The organism is Balneola sp. EhC07 (genome assembly GCF_001650905.1).
Lineage (GTDB): Bacteria > Bacteroidota > Rhodothermia > Balneolales > Balneolaceae > Balneola.
Genome location: NZ_LXYG01000015.1, coordinates 131,288 through 157,480 on the forward strand (window position 1 = coordinate 131,288; position 26,193 = coordinate 157,480).

The following is a 26,193-nucleotide window of genomic DNA, read 5'->3' on the forward strand; positions in this document are numbered from 1 at the left end:
AGTTAAAATCACCAGTGAAAATATTCAAAATAGCGTTGAATATCACCCATAAAAAAAGCCTTCCGAAGAAGGCTTTTAGAAGCTCTGATCAAATATGATTATTTAATGAGCATTAACTTTTTGGTTTTTACCACATTCCCGGCTTTCAGACGATATATATACATTCCACTGGCCAAAGAGGAAGCATCCCATGTAGCAAAATGATTTCCTGCTGAGAATTTCTCATTAACGAGAGAAGTAACTTTCTGGCCTAACATATTGTAGATAGTGATTTCTACATTCACAGCTTCCTTTAAACTGAAAGGAATAGTTGTGGTAGGATTGAAAGGGTTTGGATAATTCTGTCCAAGTGTGGTTTCATTTGGAATATCTGTAAGCTGTTCATCTTCATTCGAAGTGATAACCATTGCATCAATCACAGCGCCTGTTTCTGCATTGATAAGGTATTCAGCACTTTCATGTTCGTATTCCTCAGTAGTTTTGTGTCTTGAAGTTCTTAAGAAGCGAACAGTCCAAGTAACCAATGAGCTATCAACTCCTTCAGGGTGTAGCCAGAAGCGATTACCTGCCTGAACTTCAATGTCGAGTCGAACCAGATCGAAATCAACACCCAGATCATCTCTGAAATCAGCGGCTCCGGCTGCATCTGCAATGGCCACTGCAGAGTCGCTATCAATAATAGTTTCAGAAATGCTTGCCAGATCAGCGTAACTGACTCCTTCAGGAATAATATCAAATGAATTTCCTGAGAAGTATGCTTCACCGCTTGCGTCAACAAATATTGGTGTCTCAGAATCATTTATTTCAGAGTAAAATCTATATTCTACAAAGAAGAACTTTCCTTCAAGAAGGTCAGAGTTTTCCTCATTATTCTTCAGAGCTTTTTCCTGCTGATCGAGCGCTGGGTTTGAAAATATATTTCCACTGGCGTCAATAAAGTAAAGCTTGTTATCATCATAGATATTTATAGCTAAGGTGTCGGCCGCAGCTCTGCCATCTAATGCAGTAATTGGTTCATCCTGATCAATATTTGAACCCAGGAATGTTCCGTCTTCAAAATCCAGGAATACTTCAAATCCGGTAAATTCGTAATTGAAGGTTTGCTCATTAAAGCTCTCTTTGGAATAGATCACCCCCCAAACTGCACCATCGGCAGTAATACCATCTGGTAAAAGAGAAGGAGCATTTATTGCTATATATTCAACGTAAAGATATTCTGCATCTCCTTGCCTGAAGTCGCTACCACCATTTTCTTCAGCTACAAATGCTGCAGAATCGGAATCAAAGAAAGAAGAAGGGAGTGGAGACAGATCATCAAAAGTGGCATCCTCTAATTCAAGATCGTAAAGGAATTCTTCTGTATCCAATGTATCAACGAATCCAACTCCAAAAGGATTTACTCTAAATGCTAAAGCTACCTCAGTTGTAGAGTTATAATAAAGTAAACCCCATTCTTCGCCGGTACCGGTTGGAGTGTTTATCTCATCATCAATTTTAAAATGGCTGAAAGAATATTTCTGTAGTCCTTTTTTCTGATTGACTTCATCATTGAAGTCATCATAATCTACCAGATCCTCTTCGGTAAACATGAAGTAAAGTTCCAATCCGGGATCTAACTCTGCAGCTACTGAATTTGCTAATGAAACAGCAGTACTTGCAGAAATTGGTTCAAATGCTTTGAACTGAATATCAATATCTATCAGATTTCCACCTGAAACGGTAATCGAGTTCAAAGAGCCATCACTATCAGGATCGTAAATTCCAATGGCGGAAGGTGTGTCATCAAAGCCATCTTTAATAAGATTAATTGAAAGAGGGAAATAAACTCCGTCTCGGACACCATTTAGAGTATATGTTCCTGTTGTGGTATCTGCAAGAGTTGCCTTAGCAATTGTAAAGCCAGGCCCTTCAGAGTCGCTCTCATTTTTATTTTCCACAAACGGGTTTGAAGTAAATAACGCAACCATTACTCCCTCATATTCATTTTCAACAGTCTTGGCCGGTGCATCAGTATTTGTATTAATAGAACCTGAAACAGATTGATTTACTGAGCTAGATGAAGTTGTATAATTGAATACATAAGGTCTTTCGAGAACTCCACCTGCAGTATTTTCGGCTTTACTTACTAACCATGTATAGTCAGTATCAGCGGAGTGAAGTACCTTAAAGTTGAGAGTTCTGCCCACATCCGTTAAAGTAAAATCTACAACCTCAATTGAATCAAGAGGGAATGGTATTATTTCGAGCCCATCCCCGAAAAACCCATATTCATTTAGTTTTACGGGTGCGTCAAAGGTAATACTAACAGTTGAAGTGTCGCTACTGACTGCAACATCGCCATCAGAGGGAGAGCTACTCACAACATTAAAGGAAGGTCCGTTTTCTACTTTATTTCCGGCTTTGTATAGAATGTCTCCGGTTGATATATCAATATAGAAAACAAGAGAATCTTCACCGAAACCGTCATGATCGTTAGTTTGTTTGAATTCAAAATTAAAATTCTGAGCTTCATACTCCACTCTCCAATGTGTAGGAGCCGAAGTAGTATTATCTAAAGGATATTCCCAATATGCTTGAGCAGCAACAAATTCAACGCTGGCAAAAGTGGCATTACCCGCTTCCTGTCTGAACTGAGCACCACCATTCATTTCAGCTATAGCAGCCACAGAATCACTATCTATCATATTTTCAGGTAAAGAGTTTACCGTACTGATTGAAACGGGTATATCGAGTTCGTCAGATGCAACGGTTTCAATTAATTGTGCTCCGAATGGAGAGATTCCCACTAAATGAACAGAGTCTTTTACAGAATCGTAAAAGAACATACTCCAGATTATGCTTTTTCCTTTTTCAGGATCAAAAAATGGATTCTGGTGATCATCTAAAGAAGCAGTTACCGGAATTCCTTTGAAAAGTTGTTTTGGCTGAGGGTTATCAAAAGAATCAAAAACTAAGGGTATTTCTGCGATTCCTGCTTTAGCTTCTACATCGCCACTAAAATTCAAACTGGAAGTTCGATTGTAAGCTTCTCCAAAAGTAAACGGTTCAAAAAGCAACTTCCTCAGATCGATGTTATGTAGGGTGTCAGTTGGTACATCAGTACTATTAACTTTGACAGTATCCAACGAGTAGTCTTCATTCGGATCGTGAATAAATAGCTCCGGAAATCCTTCTTGCTCTTGTTCAATAGAAAAGATATTAAGGCCAAATGCGAAAAAATCTCCTTCTCTGATACCGTCAATAGAATATTCTCCTGTTTCCGGATTTACGAATGCTATGTGAGCTGCATCTAATGGATCATTTTCATCCTCTTCATTCGGCTCTTCTTCAGTTCCTTCAAAATCTAAACCGATATCCAGAGTTTCTTCGCTTAGAATAACCGTTAATCCTCCTAAATGATCTGCTGAAGAATTAGCTTTCAATTTTGACATTTCTTCTTCTGTTATTTTACCATTTACAACAAACTCACCTGCAGTAGGATTAGTAGTAAATCTGAACAGATAGGGCGCTCCAAGTTTATCTCCATCTTTTGCGTGCGCATCCAGTACAATAAAGGTGAAGTCTGTATTGTCAGCAAGACCTCCATCAATGATCATGGATAAAGAATCCTCACTTAGTCTCAACTGGTTTATTTGAATTGAATCAAAAGGAAGGATTAGAAAAGGAATTTGAAATCCTTCTGTAAAAGAGCTGTCATTGAAAGCGATCTTTTTGTTGAAAGTGATCATGATCGAATCCTGATCAACATCTTCAGCTCCGTGGGCGGGGCTGGTACTTGTTACAAATAAGTTTTGAGCTGAAAGACTTGTTCCAATTCCAATAAAAAGGAAAAATAGTATCAGTTTTTTCATTTGATCTCCATAAGTTTGATTTATTAACTAAAATAAAACACAAAGAACAATACAACTGTGTATTTTACCCCGAAGTTGTCGCTGATGAGTAAAGTGTACAATTGAGTTATTGAATCTTATTTAATCAAATAAGACAGTTAAAAACAACATTCCTTACAAAAAAAATGAAAAAACTTACCCTTACCGATATTCAAGTAAAAGATAAAAAAGTACTTATGCGCGTTGATTTTAACGTGCCTTTGAAAGATGGAGTGATCACAGATGACAATCGGATAGTACAGGCTTTACCATCAATAAATTATGTAGTAGAACATGGCGGTTTATTGATATTAACAAGTCATTTAGGACGTCCTGATGGTAAACCAAATGCTGAGTTTTCATTAAAAGCTGTTGCGGATCATTTGGCTTCATTGGTTGATGCTAAAGTTCATTTTGCTACTGATTGCATCGGAGATGAAGCTAAAAAGGTAATAGAACAAGCTAATTTTGGTGAGATCGTTTTACTCGAAAATGTTCGATTCCATAAAGAAGAAACTGATAACGATGAGATCTTTAGTGGTCAATTAGCCAGCCATGCTGATATTTTTGTAAATGATGCATTTGGAAGTTCTCACAGAGCACATGCTTCTGTAGCAGGGGTAACTCAGTTTATGGAGCAGTCTGCTTCGGGTTTTTTACTGGAAAAAGAGATCAAATATTTAAGTGAAAGCGTAAACAATCCCGATAGACCTTTTGTGGCAATTTTAGGTGGAGCTAAAGTTTCTGATAAGATCGGAGTGATCGAAAATCTTCTGAACAAAGTAGATACCATTATTATTGGCGGGGGAATGACGTACACATTTTATAAAGCGTTAGGTTTGCCAATTGGTAATTCTTTGTTAGAGGAAGACAAAATCGAACTGGCTAAAGAATTGATCCAAAAAGCTAAAACAGCAGGTGTTAAATTAATGTTGCCGATGGACTCAGTAGTAGCCAAAGAATTTGACAATGATGCCGAACATAAAGTTGTAAATGACAATGGGATAGAAGATGGTTGGATGGCACTTGATATTGGCCCACAGTCAGCTATTTCGTATGGTAATGTGATCAAGATGGCGAAAACGGTACTTTGGAATGGACCGATGGGTGTTTTTGAAATGAGTAATTTTGCGGATGGTACATTTGCCGTTGCAGAATCGCTTGCTGAGGCTACAAAGTTTGGAGCAACAACGATCATAGGTGGGGGAGACTCAGCTGCCGCTATTAAAAAATCCGGATTGAATGATCAGGTTTCTCATGTATCAACCGGAGGTGGAGCCAGTTTAGAGTATCTGGAAGGTAAGGAACTTCCGGGTGTTAGTTCGTTGACTGATAATTAATAATCAAGTAATTTATTATTAATTATTTAAAAACTAGTGCCCTAATGAAAACACGTATCAATTTTATATTTCTTTTTCTTTTAATCTCCGGAGTTTTGGTTGCGCAACCTAAAAAGTTTGGAAAAGTTTCAGCTACTGAGCTAACCCAGAAATTTAGCGCAGCAGATTCAAATTTTAATGCGGTTGTTTTATTTGATTACGGTCAGTATTCAATTGAAAAAGATTTCGTTTATACAGTTGAAAGACATAAAAGAATTAAAATTTTAAATGAAAACGGATTAGGAGAAGCTAGTTTTAGGTTTGTATATAATCCAACCAGGGACTATGATCAAAAATTAGATAAAGTTGAAGCCTTTACATTCAATCTTAATTCTAAACGTAAAGTAGATAGAATTAAATTCGACGATAAAAATTTGATTGTTCAGGATATGGAAGGTGGTTTTAAAAGCGTTTCTTTTACGATGCCACAAGCTAAGGCCGGTACAATTATAGACATTCGTTACATACTTGAATTAGGAAGCGCCGGACAGCTTCCGAACTGGTATTTTGATGATAGCATACCTGTTAAATGGAGCGAATTAGTTGCTGAAATTCCTAATTTCCACAGGTTTGATATAATATCCCGGATATCAAGCAAACTAGATATAAACGAAGCTAAACCTACTGAAATTGGGATCAGATATGAATACAAGCCAGAAAATACGAATTACGTAACAAAGAAATTAAGAATGTCTTCTCCTGCACAGAAATTCAGATGGGCTATGAAAGATGTTCCTCCTATAATTTCGGAACCATATTTAAGTTCTTATGAAAACTACAGGTCTTATATTTTACTTCAATTTACGGGAATTGATATTCCAAATTATAGTATTAAAGAAGATTATACTAGTTCATGGCAGGAAGTAAGTAATACATTACTCGAAGATGAAGATTATGGCGGACGTTTAAATACAGGGAATTGGGTAATACCTGTTTTAGAAAATATTGGTGATTTTGAATCAAAAAAACATCAATTAGAGAGTATTTTTAGTTATGTAAATTCTTTCAACTGGAATGGTTCGAATAGAATTTACACAACAAAAAATCTACAAGATGTAAATAAGGATAAGAGTGGTAACTCTGTAGAACTAAATCTTTTGTTGGTTCTTTTATTAAGGGAAGCAGGGTTTAATGCCGATCCATTAATTCTTAGTACAAGAAGCAATGGGCGAATTATTAAAGGCTTTATACTCCCCGATCAGTTCAATAAAACTATTGCGGTAGTAAATTTAAACGAAGAAAAATATTTTCTTGATGCTACAAGTGAATTTAAAACTACAATGCTTAGCCGAGAAAATTTAAATGAAGCAGGCTTACGGGTAAAAGAGTTTAATGCAGTTTGGGAACCTCTTGTCAATTCAGACATAAGTAAAACAGAAGTTGATGTAGATTATAAACTGAAAGACGATAGTTCAGTACAGGGCTCAATAAATCTAATTTTAGAAGGAGAGGACGCCTTATACTTTAAAAAGTCATTTTATCAAGATTCTGTGGCTCTATTAAAAGAATATTTGGGTTTTGAAGGAAGAGATTTGGTTATAGAGGAAACCAATTTCGAGGGTGGTACTTTTTATAAACCGACAATTAATTTCTCTGCTGATTTTAATGTTACAGCCTTACCAAATGAAAGCAACAAAGAAAGTATTTATATTGATCCAGCATCTTTTCAATTTCTAGGATTAGAAGAACTGACTAATAGTTATCGAGTTTCACCTATCGAATTCCCATCAAAATTTATTCGCAAAATTGATTTTAGAATTGAGTTACCAGAGGGGTATCAAGTTGATGGATTGCCCGATGACACAACAATTGTTGTACCGGATAAAATTTTCAATTATGTGGAATATTATGGTGAAAGAGAGAATGTAGTAATCGTTGAAAAGAATTTAGTGGGCTTGGATAATCAATTACCTCGTGATTCTTATCCTACTGTAAAGTCAATTTTCTCTATTATTTCTAAACCACCGAAAACAATAGTAATTAAAAAAGTTGGTGAATAAGTCCGCAATATTCATTTCAATACTTTTTCTGGTAACATGCTCTTCGAATCATGGGATGACGGAAAAAGTTTACGATAGTCAGTATATCAATGAATTGAATAAAAGAGTTGGCGCATTTCAGGAAGAAGATTTTTTTGTAAATAACTCTGAAACTGAAATTAAAATAAAAGCTGACGATAAGGTTACAAAAACTGTCAGGAAAGAAATAGTAGTACTTAATGAAAATGGTAGAAGAGAGTCTGAGCTAGTTTTATTTTATGATTCATTTATTAAAATAGAAGAAATTAAAGCAAGTATTTATTCAGTTGATGGAGTGAAGATCAAAGATATTGATGCTGATGATATACGAGACTTACCAATATTAGAATCTGCATCCTCTTTTGGTGACAGTAGAATTAAATATATCTCTTTTAATCATAACAAATATCCTTACATAATTGCATATGAGTATGAAGAGAGCAGTACTAATTTTCTTTATAAATTAAACTGGGTTCCTGAAGAACAAAACATTTATACAAATTCTGTTTCTTTAAGGCTTGAATACCCGAAAGGATTAAAAGTTAATATCAAGGATTTGACTAAAAGTTTTAACCTGAATGAATTTGAGACAAAAAAATCAGAAATTCTTGAATGGAAAAAATCTAAGGGTATTAAAAACAGAGCATTAGGTGAAGGATTAGAAAGGGTACTGATTCAGCCTCTAAAATTTAGTGTATCAAACAATAAGGGGAGTTTTAAAGATTGGGAGAGTTTTGGACACTGGTATCATACATTAAACCAGGGACGACAAGAACTAAGCGATGAAAAAAAGAAAGAACTAGATAAAATACTTGCAAAAGCTAAAACTCGATCAGAAAAAATAGAAACAATTTATAATCACCTTCAAGAGAATTCCAGATATATAAGTATTCAATTGGGAATTGGTGGATGGCAGACTTTTCCGGCTAGCTTTGTAGAAAAAAATGGGTATGGAGATTGTAAAGCTTTAACCAATTTTACTTTTGCTATGTATGAGTATGCGGGTATTGAAGCATATCCTGTTTTGATCAATAGTGGATTGGATGTAGAACCACTTATTGAGGACTTTCCAAGCAATCAATTTAATCATGTAATTTTATATCTCCCTAATAAAGGGGATGAGATATGGCTCGAATGTACAAGCCAAATAATGCCTTTCAATTATATAACATCTTATAATGCAAATAGATATGGTTTAAAGATTACAAATGAAGGTGGAGAGCTAATTAAAACACCATCTTTAACTTCTGAAACGAACTATGTTTTTTCATCTACTTTTGTATCCTTAGAAGAAAGTAACAATGCTGTAATACAAAGAAATATTAGTAAAGCCAGTGGAGAATACTTAGAGAAATATTATTTCGGTTTTGCTAATAAAACAGAACAGCAAAAAGTAGGTTGGCTCAATGAAAATTTTAAAATTAAGGCCGATCGTTATTTTTCTATTGAAACATCTGCTATTGATAGAAAAGAAAACCCTGTTTCATTTTCTTATTCAATAACTACTGACGATTATTTCAGGAAATCGGGGGACAGGATATTTTTTTCAACCTATCAGTTTAAAGAACCGGGGGCATATAATGAACATACTAAAGTAATTTATTACCCCTCCAAAGAAGTTGATTCTATCTCTGTAAAAATACCAGTGGGTTATAAAATTGAAGTTCTCCCTAAGGACACTAGCATCAGTAACCGGTTCGTAGATTATTCTTTACACATAAAAGTTGATACAAAGAAAAATATTTTATCCATTATTAGAACTTTTATTCTAAAAAAAGAAATACAGAGTAAATTCGAAATAGAAGAACTTCAAGCTTCTTTAAAGCGAATAGATGTATTAGATGAAAAGGATATAATATTTAAAAAATTGATCGATCAGGATTAACCAAGGAATTTAAATCACTCCCCAAAAATCTGATTTAGGTATTCGGCCATACGGTAGCCAGAAAGTGCCATTCTCTTTTGAGCGATCTTATAGGCCATTTCTTTGTATTCCTGAGAAGGCTGTTCATCTTGTTTCAGATCTTCCGGATATACTTTTTCCATTGTGATCTCTTTTCCTTCCTTATTCCAAACTGTTGAATTCTGAAGATCTATTAAGACTTTAAATTCTGATTTTGGATGCTTTTTTTCGATCATTTCAGCATTGGCAAGATAGTAGTCGAAATCGTCAACATCATCATCTTTAGGGTTTGCTACATCTATGATTCCATCCCAGTACGCGTGTAAATTCCATGGCCAGCTGTCACCAAATCTGAAACTATTTCCGCCACGGTCCCCGTCAGGTGTATCTTCAGTCACGCGTGAAGTATTATGCAACGGCATATGAATATCACCAACTAAATGAAGAACCCATGCAATTTGAATAGCTTTTTCTTCTGCAGATACTTCAGAACTGTTGAGGGTTTCTCTGAATAAAGCGATACGCTCCACAATGTGCTCATCATCAACAAAGCCTTCTGCATCAACCGGACCGTCCTCTGTCTGCTTCCAGTAACTGCCAACATAATGCCACGGACCTTTATGGTATTTGTCATAACGAGCTTTTTCATCTCTGTCACGAACTACATCAGGCCAATACGCAGCGTTCATAAAATAATATTTATCCGCATGTTCACTTTCCTCATCATAGAATTCCATCAGGTCAGAGTCCTCTGGTGCTTGCTTGAGGATAAACATAATATTCTCTTTAGCAACAGGAGTAAGATTATCCCAGGCAATAGCAGCAATTACACGATGACCGGTTGCATTCCAGGAAATACCCGATGTTGGATTTAACGTTAGCGTTAGAAGAAATGAGAGTGCGAGTGTAGAAGCTAGAATTTTTTTCATGAGCCTGATTTAATTTCAATTTCACTAAGGATACGAAACAACCATTATCAAAACATTAAAAGAAGGCAAAAATTATATAAAAAAAGCTCACTGTTTTCACAATGAGCTTAAAGGAATTGATCCAGAACTAATTACATCGCATTCATTTCTGCCAATACTTCCTGCATCTGGAATGTGTGTCTCTGGCTGTGAGCGGCAATAATTAGCATGATCTGGTAGACATCTGCATCGCCGAAAGGAAGAGCCGTAACATGACCTCTGAGATCAGCATCTGTAGAGCTTAAGAACTCAACGAGTTTAGTTCTCGACTTTTCTAATTCTGATAACATTTCAGCTTTGGAAGACCATTTCCCTGAAGGCTCGAATGGTGGAGCTGTTTTAACTTTAGTCCCTCTGTTTGCCAGCATACCGATCAGCGCTCCATCCTGAGCGGAAAGATCTTTCTCCGACATTGTTTCGTCATTAGCTAATGTTCCTTGTGCCATTCCAAAGAATGCTGTTTCAGTAAGCAGGATATGTTCTAAAGCATTCGAAACAGACCAGCCGCCATCTTCAGGTTTATAGTTAAAAGACTCTTCCGGAAGATCTTTTACAGCTTCAACAATATTTGCATGCGTTGTTTCAAGATAATTGATAGCAAAATCTTTTTCGGCTTGACTTAACTGAGCCGTTAAAGGCATTGTTAAAACCCCAAATCCAATAATTAGTAGTAGTTTTTTCATGATGCTCGAATTAGTTAATAGTTACCTGAGTAACAATTAACTATATAAAAAGGGGACAAACAAAAAAAGAGATAACTATGAACACAAAAAACTTAAAGAAAAACTGTAAATAATTAATTATGTTCGCCTATCAACTAAAAAAATATGCTAACTACTCTTGTGATGATTAAAAATTTTACCCTGTTCTTGATTGTATTGTTCATGTTTATCCCGCACCTAACAGAAGCTCAAAAAAGGGATTTCGGCGATATTTCAAAGCAAATGATCGAAATGGATGTATACGAAAAAGATTCAACAGCCAGTGCAGTTGTGATCTTTGACGTAGGAGACGCAGAGCTGGACAATAGGTTGGAAGTTCAATTCAGAAGACATATCAGGATCAAAATTTTGACTGATGAAGGATTTACATATGGAGATTTTTCAAAAAGGTATATAGAAAAGAAACCTGAACAGGATATATCAAAGATAAAAGCAGCTACTTACAATCTGGAAAATGGTGAGATTATAAAAACTGAACTGGATAAAGATGACATCTTAATTGATAAAGAAGGGGATGGGTATACTGAAGTAAAGTTTACGATGCCAGCCTTACGTCCGGGCTCAATTATAGAATATGAATATCTATTTGAATCTGAATCTCCACTTGATCTACCGGATTGGGACTTTCAAAAGTCAATCCCAAGTATGTGGAGTGAATACATGATCAGAATTCCGGAATGGTTCAGATATTTAAAAGTATCAAGAGGATATGAACCATTCTTCAGTATTGAAGAGAAACCTTACCAAAGTGGAGGACGTCAAAATTATGTTGGTACTGAATCTACCTGGGTCATGAAAGATATACCCGCGATAGAAGAAGCTCCTTATATGAAATCTATAGATAATTATAGATCAGCAATTAAATTTCAACTAGCCAATATAACAGTGCCGGGTGTTGTTTATGAAGATTATTTATCTGATTGGCCAAGAGTAGGGGGAGCTTTAGCGGAATCATCGAGCCACGGTAAAACACTCAAGAGGAATAAGTTTTTAGCCAATGTCTTGGAAGACATTATTTCAGAGGAAGATTCTGAATTGGAGAAAATGAAAAAGATATATAGTCATGTTTCAAGCCATATGAATTGGAATGAGATGCTTTCATTTAATGCTTCACAGGATCTGGAAGATTCTTATAAAGAAGGAGATGGGAATAGTGCTGACATCAACTTGATGCTTGTTAATATGCTTAAAGAGGCAGGGTTAAGTGCTCATAGTGTGGTTTTGAGTACAACTGATCATGGAGATGTGATCCGGATGTTCCCTTTGATTTCACAGTTCAATCATGTTATTGGTTATGTAGAAATTGGTAATGACTTCTATTTTTTAGATGCAAAAAATGAGAAAAGGCCATTTAATTTACTTCCCGCAAATTCTATAAATAGTGTTGGGTTTTTGATCGATATTCCAAAAAAGCAGTTTAAGTGGATAAATATTGAAAACAAGGATGAAAACAACCTGAGTATTTATATAGATGCTTCGCTGAATGAAGATGGGAAATTGGTTGGAGTGTTGAATTCCAAATCAAATGGATATTATGCACATTACACCAGAGAAGAATTTGAAGATGAAGACGATATAAAAGAAAGCATTAAGCAAAATACTTTTAGTGACCCTGTTAATACTGTAATTGACTCTGCGAATGTTAAAGAGAGTGAACTACATGAGGATCTAAGATTCAGTGCGCATTTTGAGGTTTCAGCAAATATATCAGGAAACGTGATCTATTTAAATCCCATGATCGTAGAGCGTTTATTAGACAATCCATTTAAGGAAGAAGAACGCGTATTTCCTATCGATTTTGATTATACATTTGATGAAACCGTTACTTTGAGATTCACAATACCGGAAGGCTGGAGTGTGGATGAAGTTCCATCATCAAAAATTTTCAGAACCCCTGATGAAAGTGCAAATTACAGAAAGCTTTTCCAGGTAGCGGGAAATACTATTATGATGCAGTATAAATTTAGTATCAGTAAGCATAATTATAATCCTGAGGACTACTTGTTCTTAAAAGACTTTTTTAAAGCATTAATTGAAAACCAATCTGAGCAAATAGTTTTAAAGAAAAATGAAGAATAAAATTAATGTCCGTTTAAGCACAATTCTGATATTTCTGTTTGTATTGAATTGTGGTGGAACTCAAGAAATTTATGAAGCTGAAACACTTTCATATTCTTACGAGATGTCTGAATGGGATAAAGATGTAAATTCAGTTGTCAGAAATCATGAAACAGAACTGGAATATATCAACCAAAATAGTGCTGTTCTAAGAGTGAAGGAAGCCATAACAATTCTGGATAAAGAGGATAAACATCTTGCTAATGTCTATCTACACTATGATAAATTCAGAAGTATCGACTTCATAAATGCTAATATAATTGATAAAGATGGTAATCTCGTCAGATCATTTACTTCGGATGATGCCTATGATTTCAGTTCGGCAGATGGCTACACCTTCTTTTCTGATAGCAGGGTAAAACTTTTAGAGCTGTTTCATAATGACTTTCCATATACAATAGTTACTGATTATCAGATCAAGTACAACGGGTTGTTGAATTTACCGACTTGGTATCCGTTGTGGTATGACCAAATTGTAGAGCAGTCAGAATTGAGGATCATAGATAGAACCAATGGAAGTTTAAAATATCATGCAGATGGTTTTGATGAAAAGCCTACCATTTCTGATTCCACAATTGGGAAGATCTATACATGGAATTTTAGTAATGATGAGCCAATGACGAATGAGCCTTTAAGTCCGCCTGCACCTGAGGTCTTACCAAAAGTTTTAGTTGCTCCCATAATTTTTGAAATAGAGAATACCTATGGATCAACCAGCTCATGGGAAGAATTTGGTCAATGGTATTATCTTTTGGGTAAAAATGAGAGAGAATTGAGCGATGCAGCAAAAAAGGAGGTAGATGCAGTCCTTGATGGAGTGGAAAACGAAAAACAGAAGGTAAAAGCTCTTTACAAATACCTGCAGCAAAAAACGAGGTATGTTAGCATTCAATTAGGTATCGGGGGGTGGAAACCATTTTCTGCAGATTATGTTTTTAATAACGAATACGGAGATTGTAAAGCTTTAACTAATTTTATGCAGGCTGTACTTGAGTATGCAGGAATAGAATCTCATCCGGCACTTATTAGAAATGGTGCTGATGAACCGGATCTAATAGCAGACTTTCCAAGCAGTCAGTTCAACCACGTTATTCTAAGAGTTACTCTTTCTGATGGAGAACATATTTGGCTTGAGTGTACAAGCGCATACATGCCTTTTGGCAGTATTGGTAATGGGAATGAAAATAAACAAGCTCTGTTAGTTACTCCAACAGGAGGAGAACTAATTGAAACGCCTAAAAGACCTTATTCTCTAAATAATCAGGAAATCGTCTCGCATGTATTATTATCAAAAAATGGCGAAGCGAGTATAAATGTTAATATTAAAAGTGAAGGGGTTGTTCGCGATCAGGTTTTACATGAAATCTTACCCAAATCAGAAAAAGAAAGAGTAGAATGGTTATCAACTAGTTATGATATTCCCAATTCTGATATTATAGGTATCAATTTTGAAGATCTTATAGACGATGATCCTAACTACAATTTTGATTTTTCTTTTAAAAAAGAGAGTTATGCTTCAGCTTCTTCAAAGCGTTTGTTTGTGCCGGTTAATGTATTGAGCAATTGGAACGTTAGTTTTTCTAATGAAGAAGACCGAAAGTTTGATGTTTGGTTACCTGTTACTTTTCAGGAAAAAGACAGCACAATTTTTAATATACCTGAAGGCTTTGTCCTTGAAGGAATTCCGAAATCAGAAAATATTGAGAACAGTTTTGCTTCTTACAATGGATCATTTGAAAAATTAGACTCAAACAAAGTTCTTTTTACAAGGATCTTCAGTATTAAGTCAAGAAAATTAAAACCTGAACAGTATCCGGATTTTATAGACTTTATGAACGAAGTTTCACGATTAGATAATCAACAAATGGTACTTGTATTGGAATAAAATGTATACCCAAGTATTAATACTTGAATTTTTTTTTTAAACTTTTTTTGTAAGGAATTCTTCTGAGCTTGTCTTACTTTACAAACAAAATAACTTAATCCAATACGTAATGAGTTCACTAAATAAAGCACAATTAATCGGAAGACTCGGGCAAGATCCTGAAGTAAGATACACGCAATCAAACACAGCTGTGGCTACATTAAGCATAGCTACAAGCGAGCGTTATAAAGACAGTAACGGCGAGCAGCAAGAAAAAACTGAATGGCATCGTGTGGTTGCATGGGGAAGACTGGCTGAAATTTGTCAGCAGTATTTAACTAAAGGTTCATTGGTTTATATTGAAGGACCGATTCAAACCAGATCATGGGAAGACAACCAAGGTCAAAAAAGATATACCACTGAAATTAAAGCCCTTCAAATGACCATGCTTGACAGCAAAGGCAGTGGCGGAGGAAACCCGGGTGGTAATCAAGGTGGAAATCAAAATGCCGGCAATCAAAAACAACAGATGTCCAGCAATGTTGAGCTTGGGAAAGATTTTGATAATATGGATGATGATCTTCCATTTTAGTAAAAATTGAAACATTTCAGGCGGTGCGAAGTCATACTTTCACCGCCTTTTTTTATTTTTGTTAGGAAGCGTTCACCTAGTTAAATTCCCCCCAATCAAAATTATATATAATTGAGCACCCTCTTAGAGTTTCATAATTTTATTTCAGCACTTTTTTTAGATATTTCTGTGTCCGGCATTTCTGCAGAAATAGATTATGTTGTGATTTCCATACAGTTTGTGGTAATGATATTCGGGCTTGCGGTATCAGCAATATTCTCGGGATCTGAAGTCGCTTTCTTTTCTCTTTCCTCACGACTGGAAAGTTTGACTGGTGCAGAAGTCCCTCACGTAGCTGATTCCCGGATTTTAACAATGCTGGATAAACCAAGACGATTGTTAGCTACCATTTTGATAGGGAATACTTTTGCAAATATAGTGGCTTCAGTAATGGCTGCTGTAATAACAGGCTCTTTTGTGGCTCACTTTGGGTTGTCGGAAGTAGTTGTATTTACTGCTGAAGTTGTTGTGTTAACTTTTATGATTTTGATCATCAGTGAAATCACCCCAAAAATTATTGCCATAAATGATCCTCTCACAGTTTCCAGAAGATGGAGTACTTTTATATATGTGCTTTTTGTTTTGCTTAAGCCGTTTTCAAAATTGATTGCTGACAGCACTATTTTTATGGAAAAATATCTTCCAAAGCCATCAAACAAGATGACTACTGATGATATCCGGACTATGGCTGAGGTGAGCGAACAAGACGGTTCAATTAAAGAAGATGAAAGAGAAATTATTGAGAATGTTATAGAGTTCGGAAATATAACCGTTCGGGAGATCATGACCTCAAGGGTGAATATAAGTGCAGTCTCGACTCAGGATTCACTGTCGGATATACTAAGTGTTATTCAGGATAAAGCGCTCTCAAGAATGCCGCTATATGAAAATGATCTGGATAATATTCTGGGTGTAATTTACGCAAAAGACATTTTGCCATACCTGAATGATCAGAGAGAGGAGCCCTCATTTAACTGGAAGACTATTTCCAGAAACGCGCTGTTTATACCTGCCACAAAAAAATTGGACGATCTTTTGAGAGATTTTCAGCAAGAGAAAACTCACATAGCAGTTGTGGTAGATGAATATGGTGGCACGGAAGGGATAGTTACCATGGACGATATTCTGGAGGAATTAGTAGGTGATATCACAGACGAATCATCTGATGACCAGCAGTTATATACACAATTCAAAAACGGTATCTATATTTTTGACGCACAGATCGATCTTGATGATATGGAAGACGTCGTAGATTTAGAGTTGAGTACTGAAAATGATGATTTTGAAACTTTAGGCGGGTTGATCTATCATCTGACGGAAAGCTTGCCAACGGTAGGAGAAAGAGTGATCTACAAAGGATTGGAATGTACAGTTCACTCCGTTCAGAATAACAGAATTAAAAAAGTTCGTGTAAAGCTCGTAGAGGGACAAAAAGAAATCTCTGAAAAAGAAGATTAGCCTCAATGTCTACTAAGCTTTCTATTCACAAAGATTTTGACCTGTCTTCCTTTAACACGATGGGAGTTTCTTCAAAAGCTGCATTTTTCGCAGAAGTAGCTTCTGTTCCAGAACTTCAGGAAGCCATTAAGTTTGCTAAAGACAAGAATCTGGAGATCTTGGTTCTGGGAGGAGGGAGCAATATCCTTTTTAAAAAGGATTTTGATGGCCTGGTAATTTATAATGCACTCAAAGGAAGAGATTTTCTATCAGAAATAGATTTGAAAATTGCTTCAGGTGAAAACTGGCATGAACTCGTTTTATTTTGCGTAGAAAATGGCTTGGGTGGTATCGAAAATCTGTCACTTATTCCCGGGTCAGTTGGTGCAGCTCCAATCCAAAATATCGGGGCGTATGGAGTAGAACTAGAAAATGTGTTTTTAAGTCTTGAAGCATTTATGATCGATTCCGGTGAATTAAAAACTTTCACCAAGGATGAGTGTAAGTTTGGTTATAGAGAAAGCATCTTTAAAAAAGAGCTTAAAGGAAAAGCCGTTATTACATCAGTGACTTTACGCTTATCAAAAGACCACACCGTGAATACTTCATACAAAGCTTTATCGGAGAAGTTGTTAGAAAAAGGAATTTCCGAACCTGATATCAAGGATATAAGTGATTGTGTGATAGAAATTCGTCAGAGTAAACTTCCTGATCCTAAGCAAATTGGTAATACGGGCAGTTTTTTCAAGAATCCGGTGATCTCTGTGCAGCACTTCAATCAGTTAAAGTCTGAATATCAGGATCTCCCAAGTTATCCAGTTACTGAAAGACAGGTTAAAGTTCCGGCAGGCTGGTTGATTGAAAAAGCAGGATGGAAAGGTAAACGAATTGGAGATGCAGGTGTGCATGATAAGCAGGCTCTGGTACTCGTAAATCATGGAAATGCCACCGGAGAAGAAATTTGGAACTTAGCAACGGAAATTTGCCTTTCTATAAGTACTGAATTTGAAATAAACCTAATTCCGGAAGTAAATTTGATAGGTTAAGATTAACAAAAAGGTATTATGAATTCATTTATTAAAACAACAATACTTGTTGTAATTACAGCTTTGGTGCTTCCTAGCTGCGTATCTATTCAAACCAGCCCGGTTTCCGGGAATAAAAGAGCTTATGGTTATTCATGGGAACAGGAATTACAACTCGGTAAAGAAGCAGATGCAGAAATAATTGCGCAATATGGATTATATGATGATGAAGAACTTGCGAATTATGTGACTAAATTGGGAAATGAACTTCTTGAAGTAAGTCATTTCAGCAGAGAGGACACTCCAAACGAATATAAAAACACGGATTTTACTTTTAGAGTACTTGGGAGTCCCGTTGTAAATGCTTTTGCACTTCCCGGAGGATACGTTTATGTGACAAGAGGCTTAATGGCTCATTTAGAAAATGAAGCACAGTTAATGGTTGTATTGGGGCATGAGATCGGTCATGTAGCTGCAAGACATGCTTCTCAACGCGCTGCAGAACAGCAATTTGGGCAATTAGCTATAATTGGTGGCGCAGTATTGGGAGAGTCAATTGGATTAGATGGAGGGAATATTCTTCAGTTAAGTAGTCAGACTGCACAATTATTATTTCTAAGCTATAGCAGAGATGACGAAAGAGAATCTGATCAGCTAGGGGTTGAGTATTCTGCAATGAAAGGATACAAAGCAGCAGAAGGAGGAGAGTTTTTTACTTCCCTGAAAAGAATTTCCGAGAAATCAGGTCAGAGCATCCCTTCGCATTTATCTTCACATCCTGATCCCGGTGAAAGAGAAAAAAATATTCCTGAATTAGCTGCTGAATGGGCTCAAAAAGGATACGAACAAACTATTGTTGATAATGAAGAATATTTAAACATGATCGACAACATCATGTATGGCCCCAACCCAAGAGAAGGGTTTGAACGGAATGGAATATTTTACCATCCGGATCTAAAATTTCAATTTCCGGTACCTGCAGGTTTCAGTGTCATCAATCAGGCTTCAGCGGTTATATTGGTAAATGAAAGTCAGGATGCTATTGTGCAATTTTCCATTGACAATGAGAATTCAACTCCGGAAGCTTCTGTTAAGGCATTTTTGAATCAGGAAGGAGTGAATACTACTAAGCAAAGCTCAACCAATCCTAACGGTTTGAATGGTTACGAAGCCGAAGCTAACCTCCAACAGGAAGACGGAACTTCATTGACCATAGATATCACCGCTCTGAGTTATAATGGAAATATTTACAGGTTTCTGAGTTATACTACATCTCAGCAGTTCGGCGAATATGAAAAACAATTTGCTGCAGTTCCTGATGGTTTTGACCGACTTACTGACTCGTCAATTCTGAATATAAAACCTGTAAGACTGGAACTGGTAAAAACAACTAGATCAGGTTCTTTTTCCAGTTTTCTGCCTTCAAACCTGCCGATGAATATTGAACCGTTAGACATAGCAATTATTAATCAAGTTCAATTGGACCAGAATATCTCTGCTGGCAGTTGGATAAAAATACCAAAGCAATAAATGAGAAAACAATATCATATTCGAGAAGTTAATGGCGATACTCTGGCATGGGACGTGGATAAACTCGTAAAAATTTCAGAACACTATTTGCCGAAAGAAGTGATGATCGAATCGATTGACGATATCGACAAAAATTTTTGGTTTCAGGGTAAAGATGATGTGCCATCAGTACGTGAAATAGCGAAGCATATTGAATATGCAGAAAAAACTAGTTTTAAATATCCTGTTATTCTTTCTTCAGATGGGAGTGTAATGGATGGCATGCACCGTATTCTGAAAGCTATGATGAAAGGGAAAGAAACTATCAAAGTAGTTCAGTTTCTGGAAGATCCTGAGCCGGATCACAAGAACAAATCGCTGAAAGAACTTAAGTATTAGTCAGAGGTTTAACACCCAGCTTTTTAAGGATATTAAATTCATCCAGCAAAGTTTTATCCAAACTGATATAGGGATATTCATATCTGTATGGACGATCTGTTCTCAGCTTCTGGAAGAGTATAGATTTATCCGGGCGTAAATTCAGATCTCTAAGATCAGCATCATATTCTCTCAGGGGATGTAATCTGAGAAGTAACTCATAAGCTGTGTAATTTAAATTAGCCAGATCTATTTCTTTTGACCGGTAAAGCTTTGAGGAATCGGGAACTTCTACATCAAAAAATTCAGAAAACTGTTCGATAAGCATTTTTGACGCATTTAATTTTGCTTGTTCGGAATAACCGGCTATATGGGGAGTAGCAATAAATGCTGCTTCAGCAACTGCTGTATTAAAGTCCGGTTCAGCTTCCCAAACATCTATAATTATATCCCCAACTGTATTTTCACGGACGGCATTAAGAAGGGCTAGTTCATCAATTACTCCACCTCGGGAGGCATTAATGATCAGTTCAAAAGAATTGGCAGAGAGTTTAGAGTCACCCAACCAGTGAAATGTGGGATGAGCCCCTTCTTTTTCCAATGGAACATGGAAAGTAAGAATGTCACACTCAAGAATATCTTTAAGTGAAGCCGAGCTATAGTTTTTGTCTCTTTGTTCTCTTGGAGGGTCATAACTCAGAAAAGGAATTTCGAACCGGGAAAGTTGATTAGCAACGGCACTTCCTGTTGCTCCGGCTCCAATAATGCCAACTTTTAAATTGGTGAGTTTCTTGCCTCTTTTTATAGACCAGAGTAAAAGTGATGTGATCACATATTCACTTACTGCATCAGCATTTGAGCCTTTAGCATCAATAACCTGTACACCTCTTGATTTGAAATACTCTTTCTCAATATGATCGCTTCCGGATGAGCCGGTTCCAATGAGCTTTAAGGATTCGGGTATTCTTTCTAAGTTTTGAGAATTGAGTTTTGTCACCGTTCTGACAAAGAGGGCATCGTATGTTTCTAAGCCCGGTAACGGATCATTTGGATCGAATGTGGTTAGTTTCACATTGTCGTTCAAAAATTGATCTAACTTATAGATGTTTTTATCAGCAATAATTTTAAGCAAATTTACTCTGTTGAGTGAAAAGGTTATTTAATGATTACAGATCCCGGGCAGGCATCAGAAGATAGATCTTCAAAATCACATACTTCATAATAGTACTGAATGTTGGAAAGATGCCAATAGCCTAAAAATACAATTATAAATTCAGATTTAAATTCATTGGGAAGTTCGGTATTAGAAAATAAAGTAAAGGATTGTCCATAATTAGCTTCCGCTCCCAATCGCTTTTTAACAGGACTTCCCTGAACCACAAGATATTGTTCATTCAAGTCATCAAAGTAATCCCAACTTCCCCCCAAAGGATAGTGGTGCCATTCATTTCCTTCCTCTGCTTTTACTTTCTTCACTGATGGAGGCCAAAAATCCCTAGCAATAATTTGATAATTAATTGAATCTGATCTTGTAATAGTTGCGCTTTGAGAGGTGCCTGTAACTATATATTTGTACTCTGATCTTTCTTTTTTTTGGAGAGTCACCTTGAATACATCTTCTCTCAATTGGTCATCAAAATATGCTTCTGAGGTTACAATAAAATCGGAGTTCGTAAAAGGATCTGAAAATTGATCTTCTTTTTTTAAACGGTAAAAACGTCCTGCATCAACATATAAAGTTCCTTCTTTATAATTCAGATCTTCAAAAGTATCAGCATCATCTTTGTTTGGTAAATATTTAAGTTTACCATCTTTATGGAGCGTTATGTCGTCTTTATAGCTCTTTATGCTTTCTTCTAATTTCTGAGGATAGGGATGAACTATTGTTTTAAAACTACATCCTGTTGAAAATAAGATCCCAAAAAATAAGAGCGTATAAGCTTTTCCGGAATTGAAGTATGAAAAATCTCTCTTCATGTAGAAGAAATATTAGTTTTTTGGCTATACTTGGGCTATGAATTCAAAGTACAATATTGTTTCCCTAATTCGCAAAAAACGAGACGGAAAAGTTCTTACTAAAGAAGAGATCCGTTTTTTAATTGACTCTTACACTGCTGATGAAATTCCTGATTATCAGATCAGTTCATTTCTGATGGCAGCTTTCCTCAACGGACTGAATGACGAAGAATCCGCTGCATTAACAGAATCTATGCTTCATTCAGGTATAGTTGTGGATCTTTCGCATGTATCAGGAAAGAAAGTAGATAAACATTCTACCGGTGGAGTGGGTGATAAACTATCTCTTATACTCGCACCAATTGTAGCAAGTGCCGGAGTTCCGGTTCCTATGATATCAGGTCGAGGACTTGGACATACCGGTGGCACTTTGGATAAATTAGAATCTATTCCCGGATTTTATGTGGATGTAGATCTGGCTCGTTATAAAGAGATTTTGGAAAAACAGAATCTGGTGCTCGTTGGGCAAACTGAAGAAATTGCACCTGCTGATAAAAGACTTTATGCACTACGTGATGTGACTGCAACGGTAGAATCCATTCCGTTAATTGCCGGCAGTATTATGAGTAAGAAACTTGCCGAAGGAATTGATGCCTTAGTACTGGATGTGAAATATGGTTCCGGAGCATTTATGAAGACAGAAGAAGATGCCACAAAACTCGCTCAGGCTTTGGTTGGTATTGGAGAGCAATTCGAAAAAGAAACCATCGCGTATCTTACCAATATGAAACAGCCTTTGGGATACAAGATAGGTAATTGGTTTGAAGTGGAGGAATCCATAGATGCTCTGAAAGGTGAAGGACCCGAAGATATAATGGAGATCTCACACCTGCTTTCCGGAACTATGATCTATTTAGGCGGAAAAGCAGATTCAGTTGAAAAAGGAATAGAAATCAGTAAACAACAAGTAGAAAAAGGTGAAGCTTTTCAAAAGTGGCTGGATATTGTAGAAGAGCAGGGCGGAGATATTTCATACATCAACAATCCCGGTAAATATCCGACTGCTGATTACGAGTTTGAATTGAAATCATCTGAAGATGGATATATCTCTGAGATGGATGCTTTCGAGATAGGAACCGCTACTGTTGAACTGGGAGCTGGGAGAAAAGTCAAAGAAGATGACGTGGATCCTCAGGCCGGAATTGTGTTAAAAAAGAAAGTAGGAGATAAAATCACAAAAGGTGAAACAATTTTAGTGGCATATACGAACAAGCCAACCACGATCGAGCCTGTGACCGCACAGTTGTATGGAGCAGTAACGATCTCAGATACAAAACCTGAAAAGGAGTTTCTGGTTACGAAAGTAGTTGACAAAAACGGGGTTCGGGATTTCCGGCTTTAAAATGTTGAATTACACTAATAATCAGTTAATTTGTATCTATGAACATAGGGCATTAAAAAAAGGAAAAAAATCATGTTTAAAAGATTCATACGTGCATTAAAATCAATGTTTGGTGGAGTAATAAGCTCCATGGAAGACCCAAAATTAATTTTAGAGCAAAACATTCGTGATCTGAACGATCAAATACCGCAAATGAATGAAAACATTGCGACGGTTAAAGCAAACTTGATTATGCTTCAGAAGGAGTCTAACCGAAATGAAAAACTGATCGGTGAATTAACTTCTAAGATCAAATCTGCAATTCAGGCAAATCGTGATGATATTGCTGAGGGATATGCACTTCAACTAGAAAAGGCGAAAGAGAATTTTGCACACACAAAAGATCAGTTAGTATTTGCTGAAAAAGCGTACGACAAAGCACTGAAAGTGAAGAAAGTTTTCATGCGTGAAAAAGATCGCAAAATTCAGGAAGCTAAAGAAGCTTTGCGTGCAAGCGAAAGAGCTGAATGGCAGTCTAAAATTGCTGATACTTTAGAGCAGTTTGAAGTTGGTGGCATGGATCAGACTCATGATGAGATGATCAACCGATTAAACGAAAAAACGGCTAAGAACGAAGCTCGAATGGAAATTGCGTTAGATGGTATCGATACTGAGACCATGGAAATTGAAGCGAATGCCGAAAAGATCCGTGCTCAATCATTGGTAGAGCAATTCAAGTTAGAAATGGGTGAATCTTCCGGTTCGATCAACATAGATGAAGAACCTGTTGCTGAAGAATCTCCAAAAAAATCTGTTGGTAATAAAGAGAAAAACTAACGGAGACTCTTATGAGTAACAAAAGTGAAGAAGAACGCGAACGCCTGAAGCAGGAATACAAGGAGCATTACCGTCGCATCAAAGAAATAAAAGAGCGTGGTAAAAGGGCTGAGCAAAAAGGAAAGATCGCTCAGGCTGTCAACAACATGAATCCGGATAATTTACTGGAATCAGTTGATGAGTTTCTGGGAAAAGTTCGCGATAAAGTTACTCATGCGGAAGCCAGGCTAGACGTTGCTATGGATAGCATGGATGAAGATTCTGAACTTGAAACAGAAATAAAGAATGAACAGCACGAAGCTGAGTTAAAAAAGCAAAAGGCCAAACAAACTTTACAACAGGTTAAGGCTGAAATGGGGATGCTTTATTCCGAGATCGAAAAAACCGCAGACGAAATAAAAACGGAAAAAACGATCGGGACAAAAAAGGATCAGGTAAAGAATAAAGAAACCGATTCATCACCAGGCAACGATACAGAAAAAGAGTAATGTCAGCAGACGAACTAAACATCAATTATACTCGCGAAGCATTTATGAATCCCATTAACCTGGGAGGATTATTGATCGCAACACTTACCGCTTTTTTCATCAGCGATTTTGGAGATGCTTCTAGTGTGATGCTAACCACAGTGTTTGGTTTGGAGCTGATGTACTTGGGTATAGTTCCTAAGCTGCCTCGTTTCAGAAAAAAGACGGAACTTAAAAAGATCAAGGAGCGTCACGCTTCCAGTAATGAAAAAGATCTGTTTCAATCGCTGGATTCTGCAAGCCAGAAACGCTTTTTAGTACTTAAGCATCTTGCTAAAATGGTGCAGGAAAACTTCGAAAAACTTCCGTACAGCTCACAGGGATTGCTGGATAATATTGGTAAGAAAATTGAAGAACTGTTGGGGAATTATCTCACACTTCTGGATCTGATAAAACGCTATGAAGTGTATCTGAATACTTCTCTGGAAACAAATCTTAAGGAAGAAGTAATCCGACAAATAGAAGAAATTAAGACGATCGAATCAGAAAAACTGAAGCGTACAAAAGCACGACGTGTGGCGATCATGCAAAAAAGGCTTCAGAAATTTAAGATCGCTAAAGAGAAATATTTAGTGTGTGAAACTCATTTGGAAACCATAGAAGATGCTGTCAGATATATCTATGAGCAATCTATGACCATGAGTAATCCGGAAGAAATTGGCTTCCAATTAGATAACTTGTTAACCGAAGTGGATGAAACTTCGCAATTGATTGACGACTTAGATCAGGATATCTTACCTGAGTATACCACGGAATGGGAAACTGAACTGGACTTTGATTCTATTTTAGATGAACTTTCTGATGATGTATCAAACGTGTCAAGCACAAAGAAACAAGTTAAAGAATAATTCATGAGCTTATCATTTGAAACACTACTTCTGGATGTAGATGAATCTGGAGTGTGTGTACTTACTGTAAACCGTCCCGATAAAATGAATGCGTTAAATAATCAGGTTTTTGAAGAACTTGATTCAGCGCTGGATCATATCAGAGAGAGCAAAGAAATTAAGGCACTTATTGTAACCGGTGCCGGCGATAAAGCTTTTGTAGCCGGAGCTGATATCAAAGAATTAAACACTTTGGGAGATTCTGAGGCAAAAAAGAAATCACTTCGCGGGCAAAGAGTTTTTCAGAAACTGGAAGACCTGACTATACCTGTAATTGCAGCCGTTAATGGTTATGCTTTGGGTGGAGGATGTGAATTTGCAATGGCTTGTCATGTTCGTATTGCTTCTGAAAATGCATTGTTGGGCTTACCTGAAGTCAGTCTGGGATTAATTCCGGGATATGGAGGGACTCAGCGTTTACCTAAATTAGTAGGAGAAGCTAAAGCTCTTGAATTGACATTGACAGGTAGATTTGTAAAAGCTGAAGAAGCCAAGGAAATTGGATTGGTGAATCAGATAGCAGAAGAATCAGCTTTAGAGTCAGCCAAAGAAATGGTCAAAAGCATGCTTAAACAAGGACCACTTGCTTTAAAAAATGCTATCTTGGCAATTAAGGAATCAGGTAATGAGTCAGGGTATAATTCCGAAGCAAATTTATTTGGAGAATTGTACAACACTGATGATTTTAAAGAAGGTACAAGTGCGTTTCTGGAAAAAAGGAAACCATCTTTTACCGGTAAATAAGAACTAACATTTCGTTAATGAAAGACGAACCTCCATCGAG

At 36.6% G+C, this 26,193-nt stretch carries 20 protein-coding genes; 15 read left to right on the forward strand and 5 right to left on the reverse strand.

Annotated features, from left to right (window positions below):
- Window positions 1-98: 98 nt before the first annotated feature.
- Entirely contained in the window at window positions 99-3,851 is a 3,753-nt protein-coding gene (locus A8B79_RS07195; RefSeq protein WP_066220213.1) for a T9SS type A sorting domain-containing protein, read from the reverse strand.
- 164 nt (window positions 3,852-4,015) lie between these two features.
- On the opposite strand from A8B79_RS07195, the gene A8B79_RS07200 reads away from it, so the two are divergent.
- The 3 genes from A8B79_RS07200 to A8B79_RS07210 are packed head-to-tail and all read left to right on the forward strand — an operon-like array spanning window position 4,016 to window position 9,151.
- On the forward strand, window positions 4,016-5,209 hold the full coding sequence (locus tag A8B79_RS07200; RefSeq protein ID WP_066220216.1) for a phosphoglycerate kinase: 1,194 nt from the start codon (window positions 4,016-4,018) through the stop codon (window positions 5,207-5,209).
- 44 nt (window positions 5,210-5,253) lie between these two features.
- The gene (locus A8B79_RS07205; protein WP_066220222.1) at window positions 5,254-7,248 is read left to right on the forward strand and encodes a DUF3857 domain-containing protein; all 1,995 of its coding nucleotides are present in this window, start codon (window positions 5,254-5,256) and stop codon (window positions 7,246-7,248) included.
- 55 nt (window positions 7,249-7,303) lie between these two features.
- Window positions 7,304-9,151, forward strand: coding sequence for a DUF3857 domain-containing protein (locus tag A8B79_RS07210; RefSeq protein ID WP_066220225.1), 1,848 nt, complete (start codon window positions 7,304-7,306; stop codon window positions 9,149-9,151).
- Between the two features lie 14 nt (window positions 9,152-9,165).
- Here the strand turns inward: A8B79_RS07210 and A8B79_RS07215 are convergent, their stop codons facing one another.
- Window positions 9,166-10,098, reverse strand: a complete 933-nt coding sequence (locus A8B79_RS07215; RefSeq protein ID WP_066220228.1) for a S1/P1 nuclease — start codon at window positions 10,096-10,098, stop codon at window positions 9,166-9,168.
- A gap of 131 nt (window positions 10,099-10,229) precedes the next feature.
- Complete coding sequence (locus A8B79_RS07220) at window positions 10,230-10,820, reverse strand: DinB family protein (RefSeq protein WP_066220231.1); 591 nt, start codon at window positions 10,818-10,820, stop codon at window positions 10,230-10,232.
- A 201-nt stretch (window positions 10,821-11,021) separates the two neighbouring features.
- Between A8B79_RS07220 and A8B79_RS07225 the strand changes: the two genes are divergently transcribed.
- The 7 genes from A8B79_RS07225 (at window position 11,022) to A8B79_RS07255 (ending at window position 19,842) form a co-directional block, all read left to right on the forward strand.
- Complete coding sequence (locus tag A8B79_RS07225) at window positions 11,022-12,938, forward strand: DUF3857 domain-containing protein (protein WP_161485149.1); 1,917 nt, start codon at window positions 11,022-11,024, stop codon at window positions 12,936-12,938.
- A complete protein-coding gene (locus A8B79_RS07230; RefSeq protein WP_066220236.1) occupies window positions 12,928-14,862 on the forward strand; it encodes a DUF3857 domain-containing protein in 1,935 nt (644 codons plus the stop codon). Before A8B79_RS07225 ends, A8B79_RS07230 begins: the two co-directional genes overlap by 11 nt.
- A 109-nt stretch (window positions 14,863-14,971) precedes the next feature.
- Entirely contained in the window at window positions 14,972-15,433 is a 462-nt protein-coding gene (locus A8B79_RS07235; protein WP_066220238.1) for a single-stranded DNA-binding protein, read from the forward strand.
- A gap of 111 nt (window positions 15,434-15,544) precedes the next feature.
- Window positions 15,545-16,930 (forward strand): hemolysin family protein, encoded by a 1,386-nt coding sequence (locus tag A8B79_RS07240; protein WP_235603617.1) that lies wholly within the window; start codon window positions 15,545-15,547, stop codon window positions 16,928-16,930.
- A 5-nt stretch (window positions 16,931-16,935) separates the two neighbouring features.
- Entirely contained in the window at window positions 16,936-17,955 is a 1,020-nt protein-coding gene (gene murB, locus A8B79_RS07245; RefSeq protein ID WP_066220243.1) for a UDP-N-acetylmuramate dehydrogenase, read from the forward strand.
- Between the two features lie 18 nt (window positions 17,956-17,973).
- On the forward strand, window positions 17,974-19,464 hold the full coding sequence (locus A8B79_RS07250; RefSeq protein WP_066220244.1) for a M48 family metalloprotease: 1,491 nt from the start codon (window positions 17,974-17,976) through the stop codon (window positions 19,462-19,464).
- On the forward strand, window positions 19,465-19,842 hold the full coding sequence (locus A8B79_RS07255) for a hypothetical protein (RefSeq protein ID WP_066220247.1): 378 nt from the start codon (window positions 19,465-19,467) through the stop codon (window positions 19,840-19,842).
- Here the strand turns inward: A8B79_RS07255 and A8B79_RS07260 are convergent.
- A complete protein-coding gene (locus A8B79_RS07260; RefSeq protein ID WP_066220250.1) occupies window positions 19,832-20,953 on the reverse strand; it encodes an NAD(P)-dependent oxidoreductase in 1,122 nt (373 codons plus the stop codon). The two genes, A8B79_RS07255 and A8B79_RS07260, sit on opposite strands and share 11 nt — an antisense overlap.
- A gap of 23 nt (window positions 20,954-20,976) precedes the next feature.
- On the reverse strand, window positions 20,977-21,798 hold the full coding sequence (locus A8B79_RS07265; protein ID WP_066220253.1) for a hypothetical protein: 822 nt from the start codon (window positions 21,796-21,798) through the stop codon (window positions 20,977-20,979).
- Window positions 21,799-21,835: 37 nt separating this feature from the next.
- Between A8B79_RS07265 and A8B79_RS07270 the strand changes: the two genes are divergently transcribed.
- The 5 genes from A8B79_RS07270 to A8B79_RS07290 all read left to right on the forward strand — a co-directional run bounded on the left by A8B79_RS07270 (window position 21,836) and on the right by A8B79_RS07290 (window position 26,153).
- The gene (locus A8B79_RS07270; RefSeq protein WP_082894098.1) at window positions 21,836-23,179 is read left to right on the forward strand and encodes a thymidine phosphorylase; all 1,344 of its coding nucleotides are present in this window, start codon (window positions 21,836-21,838) and stop codon (window positions 23,177-23,179) included.
- A gap of 72 nt (window positions 23,180-23,251) precedes the next feature.
- Window positions 23,252-23,995 (forward strand): PspA/IM30 family protein, encoded by a 744-nt coding sequence (locus A8B79_RS07275; RefSeq protein ID WP_066220256.1) that lies wholly within the window; start codon window positions 23,252-23,254, stop codon window positions 23,993-23,995.
- A gap of 11 nt (window positions 23,996-24,006) precedes the next feature.
- On the forward strand, window positions 24,007-24,483 hold the full coding sequence (locus A8B79_RS07280) for a hypothetical protein (RefSeq protein WP_066220261.1): 477 nt from the start codon (window positions 24,007-24,009) through the stop codon (window positions 24,481-24,483).
- Window positions 24,483-25,370, forward strand: coding sequence for a hypothetical protein (locus A8B79_RS07285; RefSeq protein ID WP_235603618.1), 888 nt, complete (start codon window positions 24,483-24,485; stop codon window positions 25,368-25,370). Before A8B79_RS07280 ends, A8B79_RS07285 begins: the two co-directional genes overlap by 1 nt.
- A 3-nt stretch (window positions 25,371-25,373) precedes the next feature.
- Window positions 25,374-26,153, forward strand: coding sequence for an enoyl-CoA hydratase/isomerase family protein (locus A8B79_RS07290; RefSeq protein WP_066220264.1), 780 nt, complete (start codon window positions 25,374-25,376; stop codon window positions 26,151-26,153).
- The last annotated feature ends 40 nt before the right edge of the window (window positions 26,154-26,193 follow it).

Coding starts and splice junctions, on each gene's coding strand:
- A8B79_RS07195 (WP_066220213.1), bottom strand. CDS start 3,851: ATGAAAAAACTGATACTATTTTTCCTTTTTATTGGAATTGGAACAAGT.
- A8B79_RS07200 (WP_066220216.1), top strand. CDS start 4,016: ATGAAAAAACTTACCCTTACCGATATTCAAGTAAAAGATAAAAAAGTA.
- A8B79_RS07205 (WP_066220222.1), top strand. CDS start 5,254: ATGAAAACACGTATCAATTTTATATTTCTTTTTCTTTTAATCTCCGGA.
- A8B79_RS07210 (WP_066220225.1), top strand. CDS start 7,304: ATGACGGAAAAAGTTTACGATAGTCAGTATATCAATGAATTGAATAAA.
- A8B79_RS07215 (WP_066220228.1), bottom strand. CDS start 10,098: ATGAAAAAAATTCTAGCTTCTACACTCGCACTCTCATTTCTTCTAACG.
- A8B79_RS07220 (WP_066220231.1), bottom strand. CDS start 10,820: ATGAAAAAACTACTACTAATTATTGGATTTGGGGTTTTAACAATGCCT.
- A8B79_RS07225 (WP_161485149.1), top strand. CDS start 11,022: ATGTTTATCCCGCACCTAACAGAAGCTCAAAAAAGGGATTTCGGCGAT.
- A8B79_RS07230 (WP_066220236.1), top strand. CDS start 12,928: ATGAAGAATAAAATTAATGTCCGTTTAAGCACAATTCTGATATTTCTG.
- A8B79_RS07235 (WP_066220238.1), top strand. CDS start 14,972: ATGAGTTCACTAAATAAAGCACAATTAATCGGAAGACTCGGGCAAGAT.
- murB (WP_066220243.1), top strand. CDS start 16,936: ATGTCTACTAAGCTTTCTATTCACAAAGATTTTGACCTGTCTTCCTTT.
- A8B79_RS07250 (WP_066220244.1), top strand. CDS start 17,974: ATGAATTCATTTATTAAAACAACAATACTTGTTGTAATTACAGCTTTG.
- A8B79_RS07255 (WP_066220247.1), top strand. CDS start 19,465: ATGAGAAAACAATATCATATTCGAGAAGTTAATGGCGATACTCTGGCA.
- A8B79_RS07265 (WP_066220253.1), bottom strand. CDS start 21,798: ATGAAGAGAGATTTTTCATACTTCAATTCCGGAAAAGCTTATACGCTC.
- A8B79_RS07270 (WP_082894098.1), top strand. CDS start 21,836: ATGAATTCAAAGTACAATATTGTTTCCCTAATTCGCAAAAAACGAGAC.
- A8B79_RS07275 (WP_066220256.1), top strand. CDS start 23,252: ATGTTTAAAAGATTCATACGTGCATTAAAATCAATGTTTGGTGGAGTA.
- A8B79_RS07280 (WP_066220261.1), top strand. CDS start 24,007: ATGAGTAACAAAAGTGAAGAAGAACGCGAACGCCTGAAGCAGGAATAC.
- A8B79_RS07285 (WP_235603618.1), top strand. CDS start 24,483: ATGTCAGCAGACGAACTAAACATCAATTATACTCGCGAAGCATTTATG.
- A8B79_RS07290 (WP_066220264.1), top strand. CDS start 25,374: ATGAGCTTATCATTTGAAACACTACTTCTGGATGTAGATGAATCTGGA.